General features: G+C 50.5%; 14 protein-coding genes. 8 read left to right on the top strand and 6 right to left on the bottom strand.

What is annotated here, in order from left to right; translation table 11 throughout:
• Nucleotides 1-367 precede the first annotated feature (367 nt).
• Nucleotides 368-811 carry an FMN-binding protein MioC gene (gene mioC, locus ACJHYR_RS16100; protein ID WP_000763737.1) on the bottom strand — a complete coding sequence of 148 codons (444 nt, stop codon included), beginning with the start codon at nt 809-811 and terminating at the stop codon, nt 368-370.
• Between the two features lie 89 nt (nt 812-900).
• Nucleotides 901-1,359, bottom strand: a complete 459-nt coding sequence (asnC, locus tag ACJHYR_RS16095) for a transcriptional regulator AsnC (RefSeq protein ID WP_000432970.1) — start codon at nt 1,357-1,359, stop codon at nt 901-903.
• A gap of 151 nt (nt 1,360-1,510) precedes the next feature.
• Between asnC and asnA the strand changes: the two genes are divergently transcribed.
• Entirely contained in the window at nt 1,511-2,503 is a 993-nt protein-coding gene (asnA, locus tag ACJHYR_RS16090; protein ID WP_000845107.1) for an aspartate--ammonia ligase, read from the top strand.
• Nucleotides 2,504-2,507: 4 nt separating this feature from the next.
• On the opposite strand, the gene viaA is transcribed toward asnA, so the two are convergent.
• On the bottom strand, nt 2,508-3,959 hold the full coding sequence (gene viaA, locus ACJHYR_RS16085) for an ATPase RavA stimulator ViaA (protein WP_000956642.1): 1,452 nt from the start codon (nt 3,957-3,959) through the stop codon (nt 2,508-2,510).
• Nucleotides 3,953-5,449 (bottom strand): ATPase RavA, encoded by a 1,497-nt coding sequence (gene ravA / locus ACJHYR_RS16080; protein WP_001316743.1) that lies wholly within the window; start codon nt 5,447-5,449, stop codon nt 3,953-3,955. Before ravA ends, viaA begins: the two co-directional genes overlap by 7 nt.
• Nucleotides 5,450-5,671: 222 nt before the next feature.
• On the opposite strand from ravA, the gene kup reads away from it, so the two are divergent.
• The 7 genes from kup (at nt 5,672) to rbsR (ending at nt 13,575) form a co-directional block, all read left to right on the top strand.
• Nucleotides 5,672-7,540 (top strand): low affinity potassium transporter Kup, encoded by a 1,869-nt coding sequence (gene kup, locus ACJHYR_RS16075; RefSeq protein ID WP_000102319.1) that lies wholly within the window; start codon nt 5,672-5,674, stop codon nt 7,538-7,540.
• A gap of 166 nt (nt 7,541-7,706) precedes the next feature.
• Nucleotides 7,707-8,126 (top strand): D-ribose pyranase, encoded by a 420-nt coding sequence (gene rbsD / locus ACJHYR_RS16070; protein WP_001318146.1) that lies wholly within the window; start codon nt 7,707-7,709, stop codon nt 8,124-8,126.
• A gap of 7 nt (nt 8,127-8,133) precedes the next feature.
• Complete coding sequence (rbsA, locus tag ACJHYR_RS16065; RefSeq protein ID WP_000387770.1) at nt 8,134-9,639, top strand: ribose ABC transporter ATP-binding protein RbsA; 1,506 nt, start codon at nt 8,134-8,136, stop codon at nt 9,637-9,639.
• Between the two features lie 4 nt (nt 9,640-9,643).
• Nucleotides 9,644-10,609, top strand: coding sequence for a ribose ABC transporter permease (gene rbsC / locus ACJHYR_RS16060; protein WP_000211858.1), 966 nt, complete (start codon nt 9,644-9,646; stop codon nt 10,607-10,609).
• 24 nt (nt 10,610-10,633) lie between these two features.
• A complete protein-coding gene (gene rbsB, locus ACJHYR_RS16055) occupies nt 10,634-11,524 on the top strand; it encodes a ribose ABC transporter substrate-binding protein RbsB (protein WP_001056273.1) in 891 nt (296 codons plus the stop codon).
• A gap of 125 nt (nt 11,525-11,649) precedes the next feature.
• Nucleotides 11,650-12,579, top strand: a complete 930-nt coding sequence (rbsK, locus tag ACJHYR_RS16050) for a ribokinase (protein ID WP_001309865.1) — start codon at nt 11,650-11,652, stop codon at nt 12,577-12,579.
• A 3-nt stretch (nt 12,580-12,582) separates the two neighbouring features.
• Nucleotides 12,583-13,575, top strand: a complete 993-nt coding sequence (rbsR, locus tag ACJHYR_RS16045; protein ID WP_000224470.1) for a ribose operon transcriptional repressor RbsR — start codon at nt 12,583-12,585, stop codon at nt 13,573-13,575.
• Here the strand turns inward: rbsR and mdtD are convergent.
• Together mdtD and ACJHYR_RS16035 are read right to left on the bottom strand one after the other, a co-directional pair.
• Nucleotides 13,541-14,968 carry a multidrug transporter subunit MdtD gene (gene mdtD / locus ACJHYR_RS16040; RefSeq protein ID WP_001280849.1) on the bottom strand — a complete coding sequence of 476 codons (1,428 nt, stop codon included), beginning with the start codon at nt 14,966-14,968 and terminating at the stop codon, nt 13,541-13,543. The two genes, rbsR and mdtD, sit on opposite strands and share 35 nt — an antisense overlap.
• 22 nt (nt 14,969-14,990) lie before the next feature.
• Entirely contained in the window at nt 14,991-15,683 is a 693-nt protein-coding gene (locus ACJHYR_RS16035) for a FadR/GntR family transcriptional regulator (protein ID WP_001131162.1), read from the bottom strand.
• Between the last annotated feature and the right edge of the window lie 424 nt (nt 15,684-16,107).

The raw sequence follows: 16,107 nt of genomic DNA, 5'->3' as shown, positions 1-16,107 counted from the left end.
CGCATAACGCGGTATGAAAATGGATTGAAGCCCGGGCCGTGGATTCTACTCAACTTTGTCGGCTTGAGAAAGACCTGGGATCCTGGGTATTAAAAAGAAGATCTATTTATTTAGAGATCTGTTCTATTGTGATCTCTTATTAGGATCGCACTACCCTGTGGATAACAAGGATCCGGCTTTTAAGATCAACAACCTGGAAAGGATCATTAACTGTGAATGATCGGTGATCCTGGACCGTATAAGCTGGGATCAGAATGAGGGGTTATACACAACTCAAAAACTGAACAACGGTTGTTCTTTGGATAACTACCGGTTGATCCAAGCTTCCTGACAGAGTTATCCACAGTAGATCGCACGATCTGTATACTTATTTGAGTAAATTAATCCACGATCCTAGCCATTCTTCCGCCGGATCTTCCGGAATGTCGTGATCAAGAATGTTGATCTTCAGTGTTTCGCCTGTCTGTTTTGCACCGGAATTTTTGAGTTCTGCCTCGAGTTTATCGATAGCCCCACAAAAGGTGTCATATTCACGACTACCAATACCGATTGCGCCAAAGCAGACCGCAGAAAGATCGGGCTTCTGTTCCTGCAATGCTTCATAGAAAGGAGAAAGGTTGTCCGGAATATCTCCGGCACCGTGGGTTGAGCTGATAACCAGCCAGATCCCGGAGGCAGATAAATCTTCCAACAGCGGACCGTGCAGCGTTTCGGTGGTAAAACCCGCCTCTTCCAGCTTTTCTGCCAGGTGTTCTGCTACATATTCGGCACCGCCGAGGGTGCTGCCGCTGATAAGAGTGATATCTGCCATAAACCGCCACCTTTATTAAGAGTGGCGTATTGTACGCTGTGAACGCGTTGGGATCTACCTGTGGAAAAGTATGGGATTAAAAAAGCCGATCAGGGCTTGATGGTACGCATGATCGGGTTCTGCAGGACGATCAGTGTCTCGGTGGACTGAATTTCATCAATTGTTTGGATCTTGTTGATAAGTACATGCTGGAGAGCATCGATCGAACGGCACATCACTTTGATAAAGATGCTGTAGTGGCCAGTTGTGTAATAGGCTTCAGTGACTTCATCGAGGCTTTCCAGCTTTGCCAGCGCGGAAGGATAGTCTTTGGCGCTCTTTAATATAATGCCGATAAAGCAGCCTACGTCATAACCGAGCTGCTTCGGGCTGACATCAATACGCGCCCCGGTAATGATCCCCGCCTGCTTCATTTTCTCTACTCGAACGTGAATTGTCCCCGGACTGACGCCAAATTGTTTCGCCAGTTCGGCGTAAGCGGTGCGCGCATTGCCCATTAATGCTTCCAGGATGCCACGGTCCAGATTGTCGATCAGATAATTTTCCATAGGATTTTCTTATGAGGATTGATGATTCATTCTATTTTAGCCCTATTTTTTAATGAATTAAAAGTGCATGAGGCTTTTTATTGAATGATTATTGCATGTGTGTCGGTTTTTGTTGCTTAATCATAAGCAACAGGACGCAGGAGTATAAAAAATGAAAACCGCTTACATTGCCAAACAACGTCAAATTAGCTTCGTGAAATCTCACTTTTCTCGTCAACTGGAAGAACGTCTGGGGCTGATCGAAGTCCAGGCACCGATTCTTAGCCGTGTGGGGGATGGCACGCAGGATAACTTGTCGGGCTGTGAAAAAGCGGTGCAGGTAAAAGTAAAAGCTCTGCCTGATGCCCAGTTCGAAGTGGTTCATTCACTGGCGAAGTGGAAACGTCAGACCTTAGGGCAACACGACTTCAGCGCGGGCGAAGGGCTGTACACGCACATGAAAGCCCTTCGCCCCGATGAAGACCGTCTTTCTCCGTTGCACTCGGTCTATGTAGACCAGTGGGACTGGGAACGCGTAATGGGCGACGGCGAGCGTCAATTCTCGACTCTGAAAAGCACGGTAGAGGCGATCTGGGCGGGAATTAAAGCAACCGAAGCTGCGGTTAGCGAAGAGTTTGGCCTGGCACCGTTCCTGCCGGATCAGATCCACTTCGTACACAGCCAGGAGTTACTGTCTCGTTATCCGGATCTTGATGCCAAAGGGCGTGAGCGGGCGATAGCGAAAGATCTTGGTGCGGTATTCCTTGTCGGGATTGGCGGCAAGCTGAGCGATGGTCATCGCCACGACGTGCGCGCACCGGATTATGATGACTGGAGCACCCCGTCAGAGCTGGGCCATGCGGGTCTGAACGGCGATATTCTGGTATGGAACCCGGTACTGGAAGATGCGTTTGAGCTTTCTTCCATGGGGATCCGCGTGGATGCCGATACGTTGAAGCATCAGCTGGCGCTGACCGGTGATGAAGATCGTCTGCAGCTGGAGTGGCATCAGGCGCTACTGCGCGGTGAAATGCCGCAGACCATCGGCGGCGGTATCGGGCAGTCTCGTTTGACCATGCTGCTGCTGCAACTGCCACATATCGGCCAGGTTCAGTGTGGTGTATGGCCGGCAGCTGTTCGCGAGAGCGTCCCTTCTCTGCTGTAATTGTTTATCGCCGCCAGCGTCTGAGCAGGCGGCTTCGCATCCCGGTATCAAAGCGCCAGATATGATCGAAAATGCGCATGATGCCGGGTTTGCCATGTGCCGACATCGCCACGGCATGAAAGCGATGCTGATGTACCCGCTGCAACTCTTTCACTTTGCTCGTCACGTCGTCAGGCAACCGCTGGGCGATAAAATCAGAAATCACCACCGCATCGGCGTCAAACCACTCCCGACTTTGCAAGCGTTCCATAATGGCGCGAAAACAACTGGCAAGATCGGTGCCGCCACGAAACTGCTGACTTAAAAAGCGGATCGCTTGCTCGATGCCTTGTGGGCCTGAAAGCTCATAACGGACGATCTCGGTGGAAAATAACATAATATAGCAGCGCCGGTTTTCAGCGAGAGCAATGCGCATCAAGGCCAGGCAGAACGCTTTCGCACACTGTTCATTAAAGCCGCCCATTGAGCCGGAAGTATCCACACAGACAATAAACGGTCCGCGCGGCTGTTCGTCGTAATCTTTATGTACCACCGGACGTTCGATCACTTTTTCTCGCCACGACTCACCGTGCAGGCGATAGGTGAGCAACTGTTTTTCCACCAGCCGACGGTAAAACTCATACTCCAGTTCTGTTATCCCTAGTGTCGCCAGTTCTGGCGGCAGGAGACGTAAAATATCATCGCTTTGTTGCAGACCATCAACCTGCTCAGGAACTGTCGCCGGTTCGCGCACCATGGTGCGGAAGGTTTCCATCTGCGCATCGTTGCGCGGTATTGATTTGGCTTCCCGGGAACGCCCCAGCTGTTCTGCCAGGCGTTTCAGTTCCGGCTGTTCGTTAAGAAATTCACCGTATTTCACAATCAACTGATAGTCGCCACGTTTAAGCTGACCGGCGCTCATATCCCACAGACGACCAGCTGCGGTATTGTTATCTGCGAGAATCGGTTCAAGTTGTCCGCTCAGCGTCATGCGTTCCTGAACTTCACTCAACAGTTGTTCGCGTTCTTCTTCTAATAGCTGTTGATTTAACGTCGTTGCTTGCACGATCAGACTTAAACGCCAACGCTGGAGAAAAAGCGTGTGTAACGCTGAAGTGATCGTGCTGTTAGCATCAACCAACTGTCGGGCTTGTTCTGCCCATGGGGAATTCAGACGATGCAGTAAGTCCAGGATCTGTGGTAGTTGCACAATAAACTGCGGCGTGGAGAGGAGCTGGCTTTGCTGATAGCACATCACCTCTTCGGTGAGTTCCGGCGGGACTCGGGCATCTTTCAGCCGACTGCGCAGCGCCTCACGCCAGCGGGGAACATCATCAGTGATTGCCGCCTTCAGTCGTGGGAATTTTTCAAAGAAGACTGCCAGCTGCGGTGAGGCCAGCAGCGCGATGATCATCTCTTCGATCAATCCCTCTTCGCTGACGGCCAGCATCACATTAAGCGTATCCAGCGTTAGCATTGTTGTGCCTGGCGAATCTGTGCGCCGACATCCTGTAGGCTGGCTTCAATGCGACCTAACCAGTCGCCAGGGATAAACAGACATTTTTGCTGTTCGCTGAATAAAGCGTGTTGCTTACGCCAGTCGCTTTCAAGCTCTTCCAGTTGTTGTTTTATTTCACCTGGCAGACCTTCAGCCGATGAACCGGGAAGTGCCAGCGTACTGCCTTGTAAACTTACATCGCGTACAACAAGATGTTGGGCGCTATCCACTTCCAGATTCAATTTCTGGGCAAAGCCGATACCGTTCAGTTTGCCGCGAATTTCACCACCTTTACTCAGCCACTGTTCCAGCGCGTTACGCTCAAAGGAGATATGAACCACTTCCATATCATGCAATTTTAACGGTTTTTGCAGCAGCAGAGTCAGAGTGGAAGCAGTAACGTTAACAGGAAGTTGATACTGCTGACGACGGCTGAAAATGCCGCCCAGACGAATTACCGTTAAGGCTGTTTTATCGCTTTGTTGCTGCTGGAGTTGCAGGTGACGTTGCACAATCGCGCCCAGGCGGGTCAACATCCCTTGCTGTTGCCAGGCATGACCGGTCATCAATACATCAATTTGTTGTTGTATCAAATTCAGGCTTTGCGCGTCATACCACAGGCAATCTTTCAGCAAAATGAGATCTACCGGGGCAACGGCACTGCGACCGCTAAAAAAGGCGCTGGCCTGCAATAAGCGGATCGCTTTTTTCCAGCGACGATCCGAGACATAAGGCGCATCCGGTAATTTATCCAGTTGCTGGCGCAGCATAAAAATCAGCTCAAATACATGATCGGGCAGCGTAATTTCACCAATCTCTTTCTGCCAGCGTTCATATTCTTCATCTGTGACCTGCAAGGAGGCAGGAACCGGATTGTCGTTTTCATCCTGTTGACTGGTCAGCATGGAGCGGAAATTCGCTTTATCCTGCACTTTATCTAACCACAGACGAATCAGCATGCGGTCATATAACGCTTCCAGACTGCTGTCTGCTTCCGGCAGCTCGTTGGAGGCCGCCACCAGCAGGCGCATCGGGATTTTTTCTACGTGTGCACCGTTACGGAACTGGCGCTCGTTAATGGCGGTGAGCAGGGTATTAAGAATTGCCGGACCCGCTTTCCAGATCTCATCCAGAAAGACGATTTCTGCTTCCGGCAGGTAACCGCTGGTTAAACGTTCATAGCGCCCTTCATCTTTTAGCGCCTGAATAGAAAGGGGACCAAAAACCTCTTCCGGCGTGGAGAAGCGAGTCATCAGATATTCAAACGCGCGGGCATTCTGAAAGGCGAATTTTAAGCGCCGGGCGATCAAACTTTTGGCAATACCTGGCGGGCCAAGGAGGAACACACTTTCACCACTTAATGCCGCTAATAAACACAAGCGGATGGCGTGGCTACGTTCATAAAGCCCCTTTTCCAACGAACTGCTCAGGCGGGAAATTCTTTCCGCTAATAAATGAGGGTGAGCCATAATGAAGTGGCGTCCTTTCGTCAAAAGTTCTGCGTAAATTGCGAGTATAGACGTTTCTTGCTGGTGGCTAAAATAGTCTCAAAGGGGGGGTATTTTTCTTTGAGCCAGGTTAATGTGGCCGCATTTAGGAGTACGATTTTGCCGTTAATCGTGCATACTGTGCGCTTTTTTGTGGGCCAAGGGACTAAGCACACATTTCATATTTCAACGAAAGACTAGTCTATGAGCACTGATAATAAGCAATCATTGCCCGCGATTACCCTCGCGGCGATTGGAGTTGTCTACGGCGATATTGGTACCAGCCCGTTATATACACTTCGTGAATGTTTGTCCGGCCAGTTTGGTTTTGGCGTTGAACGCGATGCCGTGTTTGGCTTTTTATCGCTGATCTTCTGGCTGCTAATCTTTGTGGTTTCCATTAAATATCTCACCTTCGTGATGCGGGCAGATAACGCCGGTGAAGGGGGGATCCTGACGTTGATGTCGCTTGCCGGGCGTAATACGTCGGCGCGAACCACATCAATGCTGGTGATTATGGGGCTAATCGGCGGCAGCTTTTTCTATGGTGAAGTCGTCATAACACCCGCTATTTCGGTGATGTCAGCCATTGAAGGTCTGGAAATCGTCGCCCCGCAGCTGGATACCTGGATAGTTCCCCTCTCAATTATCGTTCTCACTTTATTATTTATGATTCAAAAACATGGCACGGCTATGGTCGGTAAGCTGTTTGCGCCGATCATGCTGACCTGGTTTTTGATTCTGGCAGGACTGGGGTTACGTAGCATTATTGCTAACCCGGAAGTGCTGCATGCGCTGAATCCGATGTGGGCGGTGCATTTCTTCCTTGAATACAAAACGGTTTCTTTTATTGCATTAGGGGCAGTGGTGCTGTCGATTACGGGGGTCGAGGCTCTGTATGCTGATATGGGGCACTTTGGTAAGTTCCCTATTCGCCTGGCGTGGTTCACCGTCGTATTACCTTCCTTAACTCTTAATTACTTCGGTCAGGGCGCTCTGTTGTTAAAGAACCCGGAAGCAATTAAGAACCCGTTCTTCCTGTTGGCACCGGACTGGGCGCTGATCCCGCTGCTGATCATCGCCGCACTGGCGACGGTAATTGCCTCGCAGGCGGTTATCTCTGGCGTCTTCTCATTGACGCGTCAGGCGGTACGTCTGGGATATTTGTCGCCGATGCGCATTATTCACACCTCCGAAATGGAGTCAGGGCAAATCTATATTCCGTTTGTGAACTGGATGCTCTATGTCGCGGTCGTGATTGTGATTGTCAGCTTTGAGCACTCCAGCAACCTGGCGGCGGCGTACGGGATTGCGGTGACCGGAACCATGGTGCTGACGTCTATTCTCTCGACTACCGTGGCACGTCAGAACTGGCACTGGAATAAGTATTTTGTTGCGCTGATCCTGATTGCTTTCCTTTGTGTCGATATTCCATTGTTCACCGCTAACCTCGATAAACTGCTCTCCGGCGGCTGGTTGCCATTGAGCCTCGGTACGGTGATGTTTATCGTGATGACCACCTGGAAGAGCGAGCGTTTCCGCTTGCTGCGGCGGATGCATGAACATGGCAACTCTCTGGAGGCGATGATTGCTTCGCTGGAGAAATCACCGCCCGTTCGCGTGCCTGGGACCGCGGTGTATATGTCACGTGCAATCAACGTCATTCCCTTTGCGCTGATGCATAACCTTAAACATAACAAGGTATTGCATGAGCGGGTGATTCTATTAACTCTGCGCACCGAAGATGCGCCATATGTCCATAACGTCCGTCGGGTACAGATTGAACAACTGTCGCCCACGTTCTGGCGCGTGGTGGCAAGTTATGGTTGGCGAGAAACGCCAAACGTGGAAGAAGTATTCCACCGCTGCGGTCTGGAAGGATTAAGTTGCCGGATGATGGAAACCTCCTTCTTTATGTCGCATGAGTCGTTGATCCTCGGCAAACGCCCGTGGTATTTGCGTCTGCGCGGTAAGCTGTACTTGCTGTTGCAACGTAATGCGCTGCGTGCGCCGGATCAATTTGAAATCCCGCCAAACAGGGTTATCGAACTGGGTACTCAGGTCGAAATCTAACGCCAGACGCCTCCTTTCTCCATAAGGGGGCGTTTTTGTTTTCATGGTTAATCACCATGTAAAACGTTTCGAGGTTGATCACATTTCCGTAACGTCACGATGGTTTTCCCAACTCAGTCAGGATTAAACTGCGGGTCAGCGAAACGTTTCGCTGATGGAGAAAAAAATGAAAAAAGGCACCGTTCTTAATTCTGATATTTCATCGGTGATCTCCCGACTGGGACATACCGATACGCTGGTGGTGTGTGATGCAGGTTTACCCATCCCCAAAAGTACAACGCGTATCGATATGGCATTAACCCAGGGTGTACCTTCTTTTATGCAGGTGCTGGGCGTCGTCACAAATGAAATGCAGGTCGAGGCAGCCATTATCGCGGAAGAGATCAAACAACATAATCCGCATCTCCACGAAACGTTGCTCACTCACCTTGAGCAGCTGCAACAACACCAGGGAAATACCATTGAAATTCGTTACACCACGCATGAACAATTCAAACAACAAACCGCAGAAAGTCAGGCGGTAATTCGCAGCGGAGAATGTTCTCCGTATGCGAATATCATTCTCTGTGCTGGCGTGACGTTCTGAGGCCGTCATGGAAGCATTACTTCAGCTTAAAGGCATCGATAAAGCCTTCCCGGGCGTAAAAGCCCTCTCGGGCGCAGCGTTAAATGTCTATCCGGGCCGCGTGATGGCGCTGGTGGGCGAAAACGGCGCGGGTAAATCCACCATGATGAAAGTGCTTACGGGTATCTATACTCGCGATGCCGGTACGCTTTTATGGCTGGGGAAAGAAACGACGTTTACCGGGCCGAAATCTTCCCAGGAAGCCGGGATTGGGATTATCCATCAGGAACTGAACCTGATCCCGCAGTTGACCATTGCCGAAAACATTTTCCTCGGTCGTGAGTTTGTTAATCGCTTTGGCAAAATTGACTGGAAAACCATGTATGCCGAAGCGGATAAATTGCTGGCTAAACTTAACCTGCGCTTTAAAAGCGACAAGTTAGTGGGCGATCTTTCCATCGGTGACCAGCAAATGGTTGAAATAGCCAAAGTGCTGAGCTTTGAGTCGAAAGTCATCATTATGGATGAACCGACCGATGCGCTGACCGATACCGAAACCGAATCCTTGTTCCGCGTCATCCGCGAGCTGAAATCGCAAGGCCGCGGTATTGTCTATATTTCCCACCGCATGAAAGAAATCTTCGAGATTTGCGATGACGTTACCGTTTTTCGTGATGGGCAATTTATTGCTGAGCGTGAAGTAGCATCACTGACCGAAGATTCGCTGATTGAGATGATGGTGGGCCGCAAGCTGGAAGATCAATATCCGCACCTGGACAAAGCGCCAGGAGATATTCGCCTGAAAGTCGATAATCTCTGCGGACCTGGCGTTAACGATGTCTCTTTTACTTTACGCAAAGGCGAAATTCTTGGCGTCTCTGGTTTGATGGGCGCAGGTCGTACCGAACTGATGAAAGTGCTCTACGGCGCACTGCCGCGCACCAGCGGTTACGTCACCCTGGATGGGCATGAAGTTGTTACCCGTTCACCGCAGGATGGCCTGGCAAACGGCATTGTGTATATCTCCGAAGACCGTAAACGTGACGGTTTAGTGCTGGGCATGTCAGTAAAAGAGAATATGTCGCTGACCGCGCTGCGCTACTTCAGCCGCGCTGGCGGCAGTTTGAAGCATGCCGATGAACAGCAGGCAGTAAGTGATTTCATTCGTCTGTTTAATGTGAAAACGCCGTCGATGGAACAGGCAATTGGTCTGCTTTCCGGTGGCAATCAGCAAAAAGTGGCGATTGCCCGTGGTCTGATGACACGCCCCAAAGTGTTGATCCTCGATGAGCCTACCCGTGGCGTAGATGTCGGCGCGAAAAAAGAGATCTATCAACTGATTAACCAGTTCAAAGCCGATGGCTTGAGCATCATTCTGGTGTCATCGGAGATGCCAGAAGTATTAGGCATGAGCGATCGCATCATCGTCATGCATGAAGGGCATCTCAGCGGGGAATTTACTCGTGAGCAGGCCACCCAGGAAGTGTTAATGGCTGCCGCTGTGGGCAAGCTTAATCGCGTGAATCAGGAGTAAAAAAATGACAACCCAGACTGTCTCTGGTCGCCGTTATTTCACGAAAGCGTGGCTGATGGAGCAGAAATCGCTTATCGCTCTGCTGGTGCTGATCGCGATTGTCTCGACGTTAAGTCCGAACTTTTTCACCATCAATAACTTATTCAATATTCTCCAGCAAACCTCGGTGAACGCCATTATGGCAGTCGGGATGACGCTGGTGATCCTGACGTCGGGCATCGACTTGTCGGTAGGTTCTCTGTTGGCGCTGACCGGCGCAGTTGCTGCATCTATCGTTGGCATTGAAGTCAATGCGCTGGTGGCTGTTGCTGCTGCTCTCGCGTTAGGTGCCGCAATTGGTGCGGTAACCGGGGTGATTGTAGCGAAAGGTCGCGTCCAGGCGTTTATCGCTACGCTGGTTATGATGCTTTTACTGCGCGGCGTGACCATGGTTTATACCAACGGTAGCCCAGTGAATACCGGCTTTACTGAGAACGCCGATCTGTTTGGCTGGTTTGGTATTGGTCGTCCGCTGGGCGTACCGACGCCAGTCTGGATCATGGGGATTGTGTTCCTCGCGGCCTGGTACATGCTGCATCACACGCGTCTGGGGCGTTACATCTACGCGCTGGGCGGCAACGAAGCGGCAACGCGCCTTTCTGGTATCAACGTCAATAAAATCAAAATCATCGTCTATTCTCTTTGTGGTCTGCTGGCATCGCTGGCCGGGATCATTGAAGTGGCGCGTCTCTCCTCCGCACAACCTACGGCGGGGACTGGCTATGAGCTGGATGCTATTGCTGCGGTGGTTCTGGGCGGTACGAGTCTGGCGGGCGGAAAAGGTCGCATTGTTGGGACGTTGATCGGCGCATTAATTCTTGGCTTCCTTAATAATGGATTGAATTTGTTAGGTGTTTCCTCCTATTACCAGATGATCGTCAAAGCGGTGGTGATTTTGCTGGCGGTGCTGGTAGACAACAAAAAGCAGTAATAACGACTACAGGACATCTTGAATATGAACATGAAAAAACTGGCTACCCTGGTTTCCGCTGTTGCGCTAAGCGCCACCGTCAGTGCGAATGCGATGGCAAAAGACACCATCGCGCTGGTGGTCTCCACGCTTAACAACCCGTTCTTTGTATCGCTGAAAGATGGCGCGCAGAAAGAGGCGGATAAACTTGGCTATAACCTGGTGGTGCTGGACTCCCAGAACAACCCGGCGAAAGAGCTGGCGAACGTGCAGGACTTAACCGTTCGCGGTACAAAAATTCTGCTGATTAACCCGACCGACTCCGACGCAGTGGGTAATGCTGTGAAGATGGCTAACCAGGCGAACATCCCGGTTATCACTCTTGACCGCCAGGCAACGAAAGGTGAAGTGGTGAGCCACATTGCTTCTGATAACGTACTGGGCGGCAAAATCGCCGGTGATTACATCGCGAAGAAAGCGGGTGAAGGTGCCAAAGTTATCGAGCTGCAAGGCATTGCCGGTACATCCGCAGCCCGTGAACGTGGCGAAGGCTTCCAGCAGGCTGTTGCTGCCCACAAGTTTAATGTTCTTGCCAGCCAGCCAGCAGATTTTGATCGCACTAAAGGTTTGAACGTAATGCAGAACCTGTTGACCGCACATCCGGATGTTCAGGCTGTATTCGCGCAGAATGATGAAATGGCGCTGGGCGCGCTGCGCGCACTGCAAACTGCCGGTAAATCGGATGTGATGGTCGTCGGATTTGACGGTACACCGGATGGCGAAAAAGCGGTGAATGATGGCAAACTAGCAGCGACTATCGCTCAGCTACCCGATCAGATTGGCGCGAAAGGCGTCGAAACCGCAGATAAAGTGCTGAAAGGCGAGAAAGTTCAGGCTAAGTATCCGGTTGATCTGAAACTGGTTGTTAAGCAGTAGTTTTAATCAGGTTGTATGACCTGATGGTGACATAAATACGTCATCGACAGATGAACGTGTAATATAAAGAAAAGCAGGGCACGCGCCACCCTAACACGGTGGCGCATTTTATGGACATCCCGAATATGCAAAACGCAGGCAGCCTCGTTGTTCTTGGCAGCATTAATGCTGACCACATTCTTAATCTTCAATCTTTTCCTACTCCAGGCGAAACCGTAACCGGTAACCACTATCAGGTTGCATTTGGCGGCAAAGGCGCGAATCAGGCTGTGGCTGCTGGGCGTAGCGGTGCGAATATCGCGTTTATTGCCTGTACGGGTGATGACAGTATTGGCGAGAGCGTTCGCCAGCAGCTCGCCACTGATAACATCGATATTACTCCGGTCAGCGTGATCAAAGGCGAATCAACAGGTGTGGCGCTGATTTTTGTTAATGGCGAAGGTGAGAATGTCATTGGTATTCATGCCGGCGCTAATGCTGCCCTTTCCCCTGCGCTGGTGGAAGCGCAACGTGAGCGTATTGCCAACACGTCAGCATTATTAATGCAGCTGGAATCACCACTCGAAAGTGTGATGGCAGCGGCGAAAATCGCCCATCAAAATAAGACTATCGTTGCGCTTAACCCGGCTCCGGCTCGCGAACTTCCTGACGAACTGCTGGCACTGGTGGACATTATTACGCCAAACGAAACGGAAGCAGAAAAGCTCACCGGTATTCGTGTTGAAAATGATGAAGATGCAGCGAAGGCAGCGCAGGTACTGCATGAAAAAGGTATCCGTACTGTACTGATTACTTTAGGAAGTCGTGGTGTATGGGCTAGCGTGAATGGTGAAGGTCAGCGCGTTCCTGGATTCCGGGTGCAGGCTGTCGATACCATTGCTGCCGGAGATACCTTTAACGGCGCGTTAATCACGGCGTTGCTGGAAGAAAAACCATTGCCAGAGGCGATTCGGTTTGCTCATGCTGCCGCTGCGATTGCCGTAACACGTAAAGGCGCACAACCTTCCGTACCGTGGCGTGAAGAGATCGACGCATTTTTAGACAGGCAGAGGTGACGCTTGGCTACAATGAAAGATGTTGCCCGCCTGGCGGGCGTTTCTACCTCAACAGTTTCTCACGTTATCAATAAAGATCGCTTCGTCAGTGAAGCGATTACCGCCAAAGTTGAAGCGGCGATTAAAGAACTCAATTACGCGCCATCAGCTCTGGCGCGTAGCCTCAAACTCAATCAAACACATACCATTGGCATGTTGATCACTGCCAGTACCAATCCTTTCTATTCTGAACTGGTGCGTGGCGTTGAACGCAGCTGCTTCGAACGCGGTTATAGTCTTGTCCTTTGCAATACCGAAGGCGATGAACAGCGGATGAATCGCAATCTGGAAACGCTGATGCAAAAACGCGTTGATGGCTTGCTGTTACTGTGCACCGAAACGCATCAGCCTTCGCGTGAAATCATGCAACGTTATCCGACAGTGCCTACCGTGATGATGGACTGGGCACCGTTCGATGGCGACAGCGATCTTATTCAGGATAACTCGTTGCTGGGCGGAGACTTAGCAACGCAATATCTGATCGATAAAGGTCATACCCGTATCGCCTGTATTACCGGCCCGCTGGATAAAACTCCGGCGCGCCTGCGGTTGGAAGGTTATCGGGCGGCGATGAAACGTGCGGGTCTCAACATTCCTGATGGCTATGAAGTCACTGGTGATTTTGAATTTAACGGCGGGTTTGACGCTATGCGCCAACTGTTATCACATCCGCTGCGTCCTCAGGCCGTCTTTACCGGAAATGACGCTATGGCTGTTGGCGTTTACCAGGCGCTATATCAGGCAGAGTTACAGGTTCCGCAGGATATCGCGGTGATTGGCTATGACGATATCGAACTGGCAAGCTTTATGACGCCACCATTAACCACTATCCATCAACCGAAAGATGAACTGGGGGAGCTGGCGATTGATGTACTCATCCATCGGATAACCCAACCGACCCTTCAGCAACAACGATTACAACTTACTCCGATTCTGATGGAACGCGGTTCGGCTTAGATTTACGCTGTCTTTTGATCAAATTATTACCATCGGTTGTTTTCAGAAGCATGAACATTGCTGCTGAAGCAATAGTAATAATGCCCATTGTGATAAACGTATAGTGGAATTGTTCGACAGTCGTTGTGCCTTCCATCCCTTCATAAACGCGAAGGACGGCCGCACTTACAGCAACGCCTAAACTGATAGACAGTTGCTGCGTGACCGCCAGAACACTGTTACCGCTGCTGGCGTTGTCATCGGTCAGATCGGCAAGTGTGATGGTATTCATCGCGGTAAATTGCGTCGACATAGCCATCCCTAATATAAACAACGGCAAGATCAGCATCCATATCGCCATTGCTGGTGATTGCAAAGAGAACTGAGCGATCATTAGCCCAATAATCACCGTGATCCCCACTAACGTATGGCGATAGCCCAGACGACGTAAGACTTGGGTAACCATCGATTTTGCAATAATGGAACCTAACGCTGTCGGTGCCATCATACAGCCGGCAATAAACGCCTGATAACCAAATCCCACCTGTAACATCAGTGGCATAAGGAACGGTACACAGCCGGTCCCCAGACGGGTTGCAATATTGCCTACGATACCGATCGAGAAAGTGCGGGTTTTAAATAAATCTAATGAAATTAATGGGTTTGGCGTGCGTCGTGCATGGAGAATATAGAGAAGCAGTAACCCGATGCTGGTGACTATCACCGTCAAGGCAATCCAGCTGGCGACAATCTTTTCCCCGAATAGCTCTATTCCGCTTGAGAAGAGAACAAGGCTAAGACCAAACAGCAAGAATCCAGTGATATCGAATCTGCGTCGTGCGGTGGTGAAATTGGGCATATGTTTGCGCGCGTAAAGAAGGCCCGCAATACCTATGGGGATATTGATTAAAAATATCCAGTGCCAGGTTGCCCAGGTGACCAGCACACCGCCAAGAACGGGGCCTAAAATTGGCCCCACCAGACCCGGCATGGCGACAAAATTCAATACAGGAAGAAGCTCATTACGAGGATAAGCGCGCAGTAAGGCCAGCCGAGCAACAGGCATCATCATTGCGCCGCCTATCCCCTGAATAACCCGGAAGACAACCAGCTGTGGTAGCGAGTTAGAAAGTGCGCAGGCCAGAGAACCCAACGTGAACAGACTCACGGCAAGGGTAAATATGCGACGCGTACCGAAGCGATCGGCTAGCCATCCGCTTACCGGAATAAGCATCGCCACCGTCAGCGTATAACTGATGATGGCTGATTGCATCGCGAGAGGAGAACGATTAAGGCTATGAGCGATTGCGGGTAAGGCGGTATTCAGAATAGTGGCATCAAGTGCCTGCATGAAGAAGGCCATCGCCGCGATCCACGGCAAACCCGCCATACTGCGCTTCTTTTTATCGCTCATTCAATGTCCTGTTATCGGGGTGTCACTTATCAGGTGAGCGTAGCAGCGCCTGACAAGCTTTAAATGCCGCGTCGCCATCGCTTTGGATAATCGCGTCAACAATCGCCTGGTGTAGATCCAGCTTTATCACTGTGTCGCTGGTAATTGACGTGAAGTAAGTGTGATAAACCGAATGGAAGAGCGAGGCGAATGAGGTCAAAAACGGATTGGCGCTCATTTCATAGATATGCTCATGCCAGGCCATATCGACTTCGATCCAGCGTTCACGGCGAAAGTTCTCTTTTAATGCCACCATTTCGGCCATTAACGTATTGAGATGCGCCTTCTGTTCCGCGGTGCCAACCATTGCTGCCAGTAGGCAAGCTTGCGGCTCCAGACAGATACGCATAACCAGAAAGTGATCGATGACCTGATGAAAGTTCTCTTCTGTCATCCACCAGGTAAGCAATTCCTGATCAAGAAAATTCCAGTTTGATTGTGGCATGACCCGGGTACCAATTCGCGGTCGCGGTAAAACCATCCCTTTTGCCGTTAACGTTTTGACCGCTTCGCGTACCGCTGTACGACTCACTCCAAATTGCTCGCCCAGCTCAATCTCACCAGGCAAAATGGTGCCGGGTTCATATTCACCTTTTAAGATGCGTTGCGCCAGCTTCTCAGCCAGAACATACGAAAGGTTTTTCTGTGCAGCTAACTGTTGTGCGCTTAAAGGCATTACTAATCTTCCTTTTTCTTTTTATTCCTCCTTAGTATGCCACTAGGAAGTGTGATTACGGTTGCAAAAACGGCAAATTGCTTGTTTTATGGCACATTAACGGGGCTTTTGCTGAAAAAATGCGCGGTCAGAAAATTATTTTAAATTTCCTCTTGTCAGGCCGGAATAACTCCCTATAATGCGCCACCACTGACACGGAACAACGGCAAACACGCCGCCGGGTCAGCGGGGTTCTCCTGAGAATTCCGGCAGAGAAAGCAAAAATAAATGCTTGACTCTGTAGCGGGAAAGCGTATTATGCACACCCCGCGCTGCTGAGAAAAAGCGAAGCGGCACTGCTCTTTAACAATTTATCAGACAATCTGTGTGGGCACTCGAAGATACGGATTCTTAACGTCGCAAGACGAAAAATGAATACCAAGTC

The sequence above is a fragment of the Escherichia sp. WS1450 genome, from assembly GCF_046487395.1.
GTDB classification, from domain to species: Bacteria; Pseudomonadota; Gammaproteobacteria; order Enterobacterales; family Enterobacteriaceae; genus Escherichia; species Escherichia coli.
This window is presented reverse-complemented; position numbering and strand designations above follow the sequence as displayed.

What these genes read in the sequence shown, in the direction of transcription:
- mioC (WP_000763737.1), bottom strand. Translation starts at nt 811, where the DNA reads ATGGCAGATATCACTCTTATCAGCGGCAGCACCCTCGGCGGTGCCGAA.
- asnC (WP_000432970.1), bottom strand. Translation starts at nt 1,359, where the DNA reads ATGGAAAATTATCTGATCGACAATCTGGACCGTGGCATCCTGGAAGCA.
- asnA (WP_000845107.1), top strand. Translation starts at nt 1,511, where the DNA reads ATGAAAACCGCTTACATTGCCAAACAACGTCAAATTAGCTTCGTGAAA.
- viaA (WP_000956642.1), bottom strand. Translation starts at nt 3,959, where the DNA reads ATGCTAACGCTGGATACGCTTAATGTGATGCTGGCCGTCAGCGAAGAG.
- ravA (WP_001316743.1), bottom strand. Translation starts at nt 5,449, where the DNA reads ATGGCTCACCCTCATTTATTAGCGGAAAGAATTTCCCGCCTGAGCAGT.
- kup (WP_000102319.1), top strand. Translation starts at nt 5,672, where the DNA reads ATGAGCACTGATAATAAGCAATCATTGCCCGCGATTACCCTCGCGGCG.
- rbsD (WP_001318146.1), top strand. Translation starts at nt 7,707, where the DNA reads ATGAAAAAAGGCACCGTTCTTAATTCTGATATTTCATCGGTGATCTCC.
- rbsA (WP_000387770.1), top strand. Translation starts at nt 8,134, where the DNA reads ATGGAAGCATTACTTCAGCTTAAAGGCATCGATAAAGCCTTCCCGGGC.
- rbsC (WP_000211858.1), top strand. Translation starts at nt 9,644, where the DNA reads ATGACAACCCAGACTGTCTCTGGTCGCCGTTATTTCACGAAAGCGTGG.
- rbsB (WP_001056273.1), top strand. Translation starts at nt 10,634, where the DNA reads ATGAACATGAAAAAACTGGCTACCCTGGTTTCCGCTGTTGCGCTAAGC.
- rbsK (WP_001309865.1), top strand. Translation starts at nt 11,650, where the DNA reads ATGCAAAACGCAGGCAGCCTCGTTGTTCTTGGCAGCATTAATGCTGAC.
- mdtD (WP_001280849.1), bottom strand. Translation starts at nt 14,968, where the DNA reads ATGAGCGATAAAAAGAAGCGCAGTATGGCGGGTTTGCCGTGGATCGCG.
- ACJHYR_RS16035 (WP_001131162.1), bottom strand. Translation starts at nt 15,683, where the DNA reads ATGCCTTTAAGCGCACAACAGTTAGCTGCACAGAAAAACCTTTCGTAT.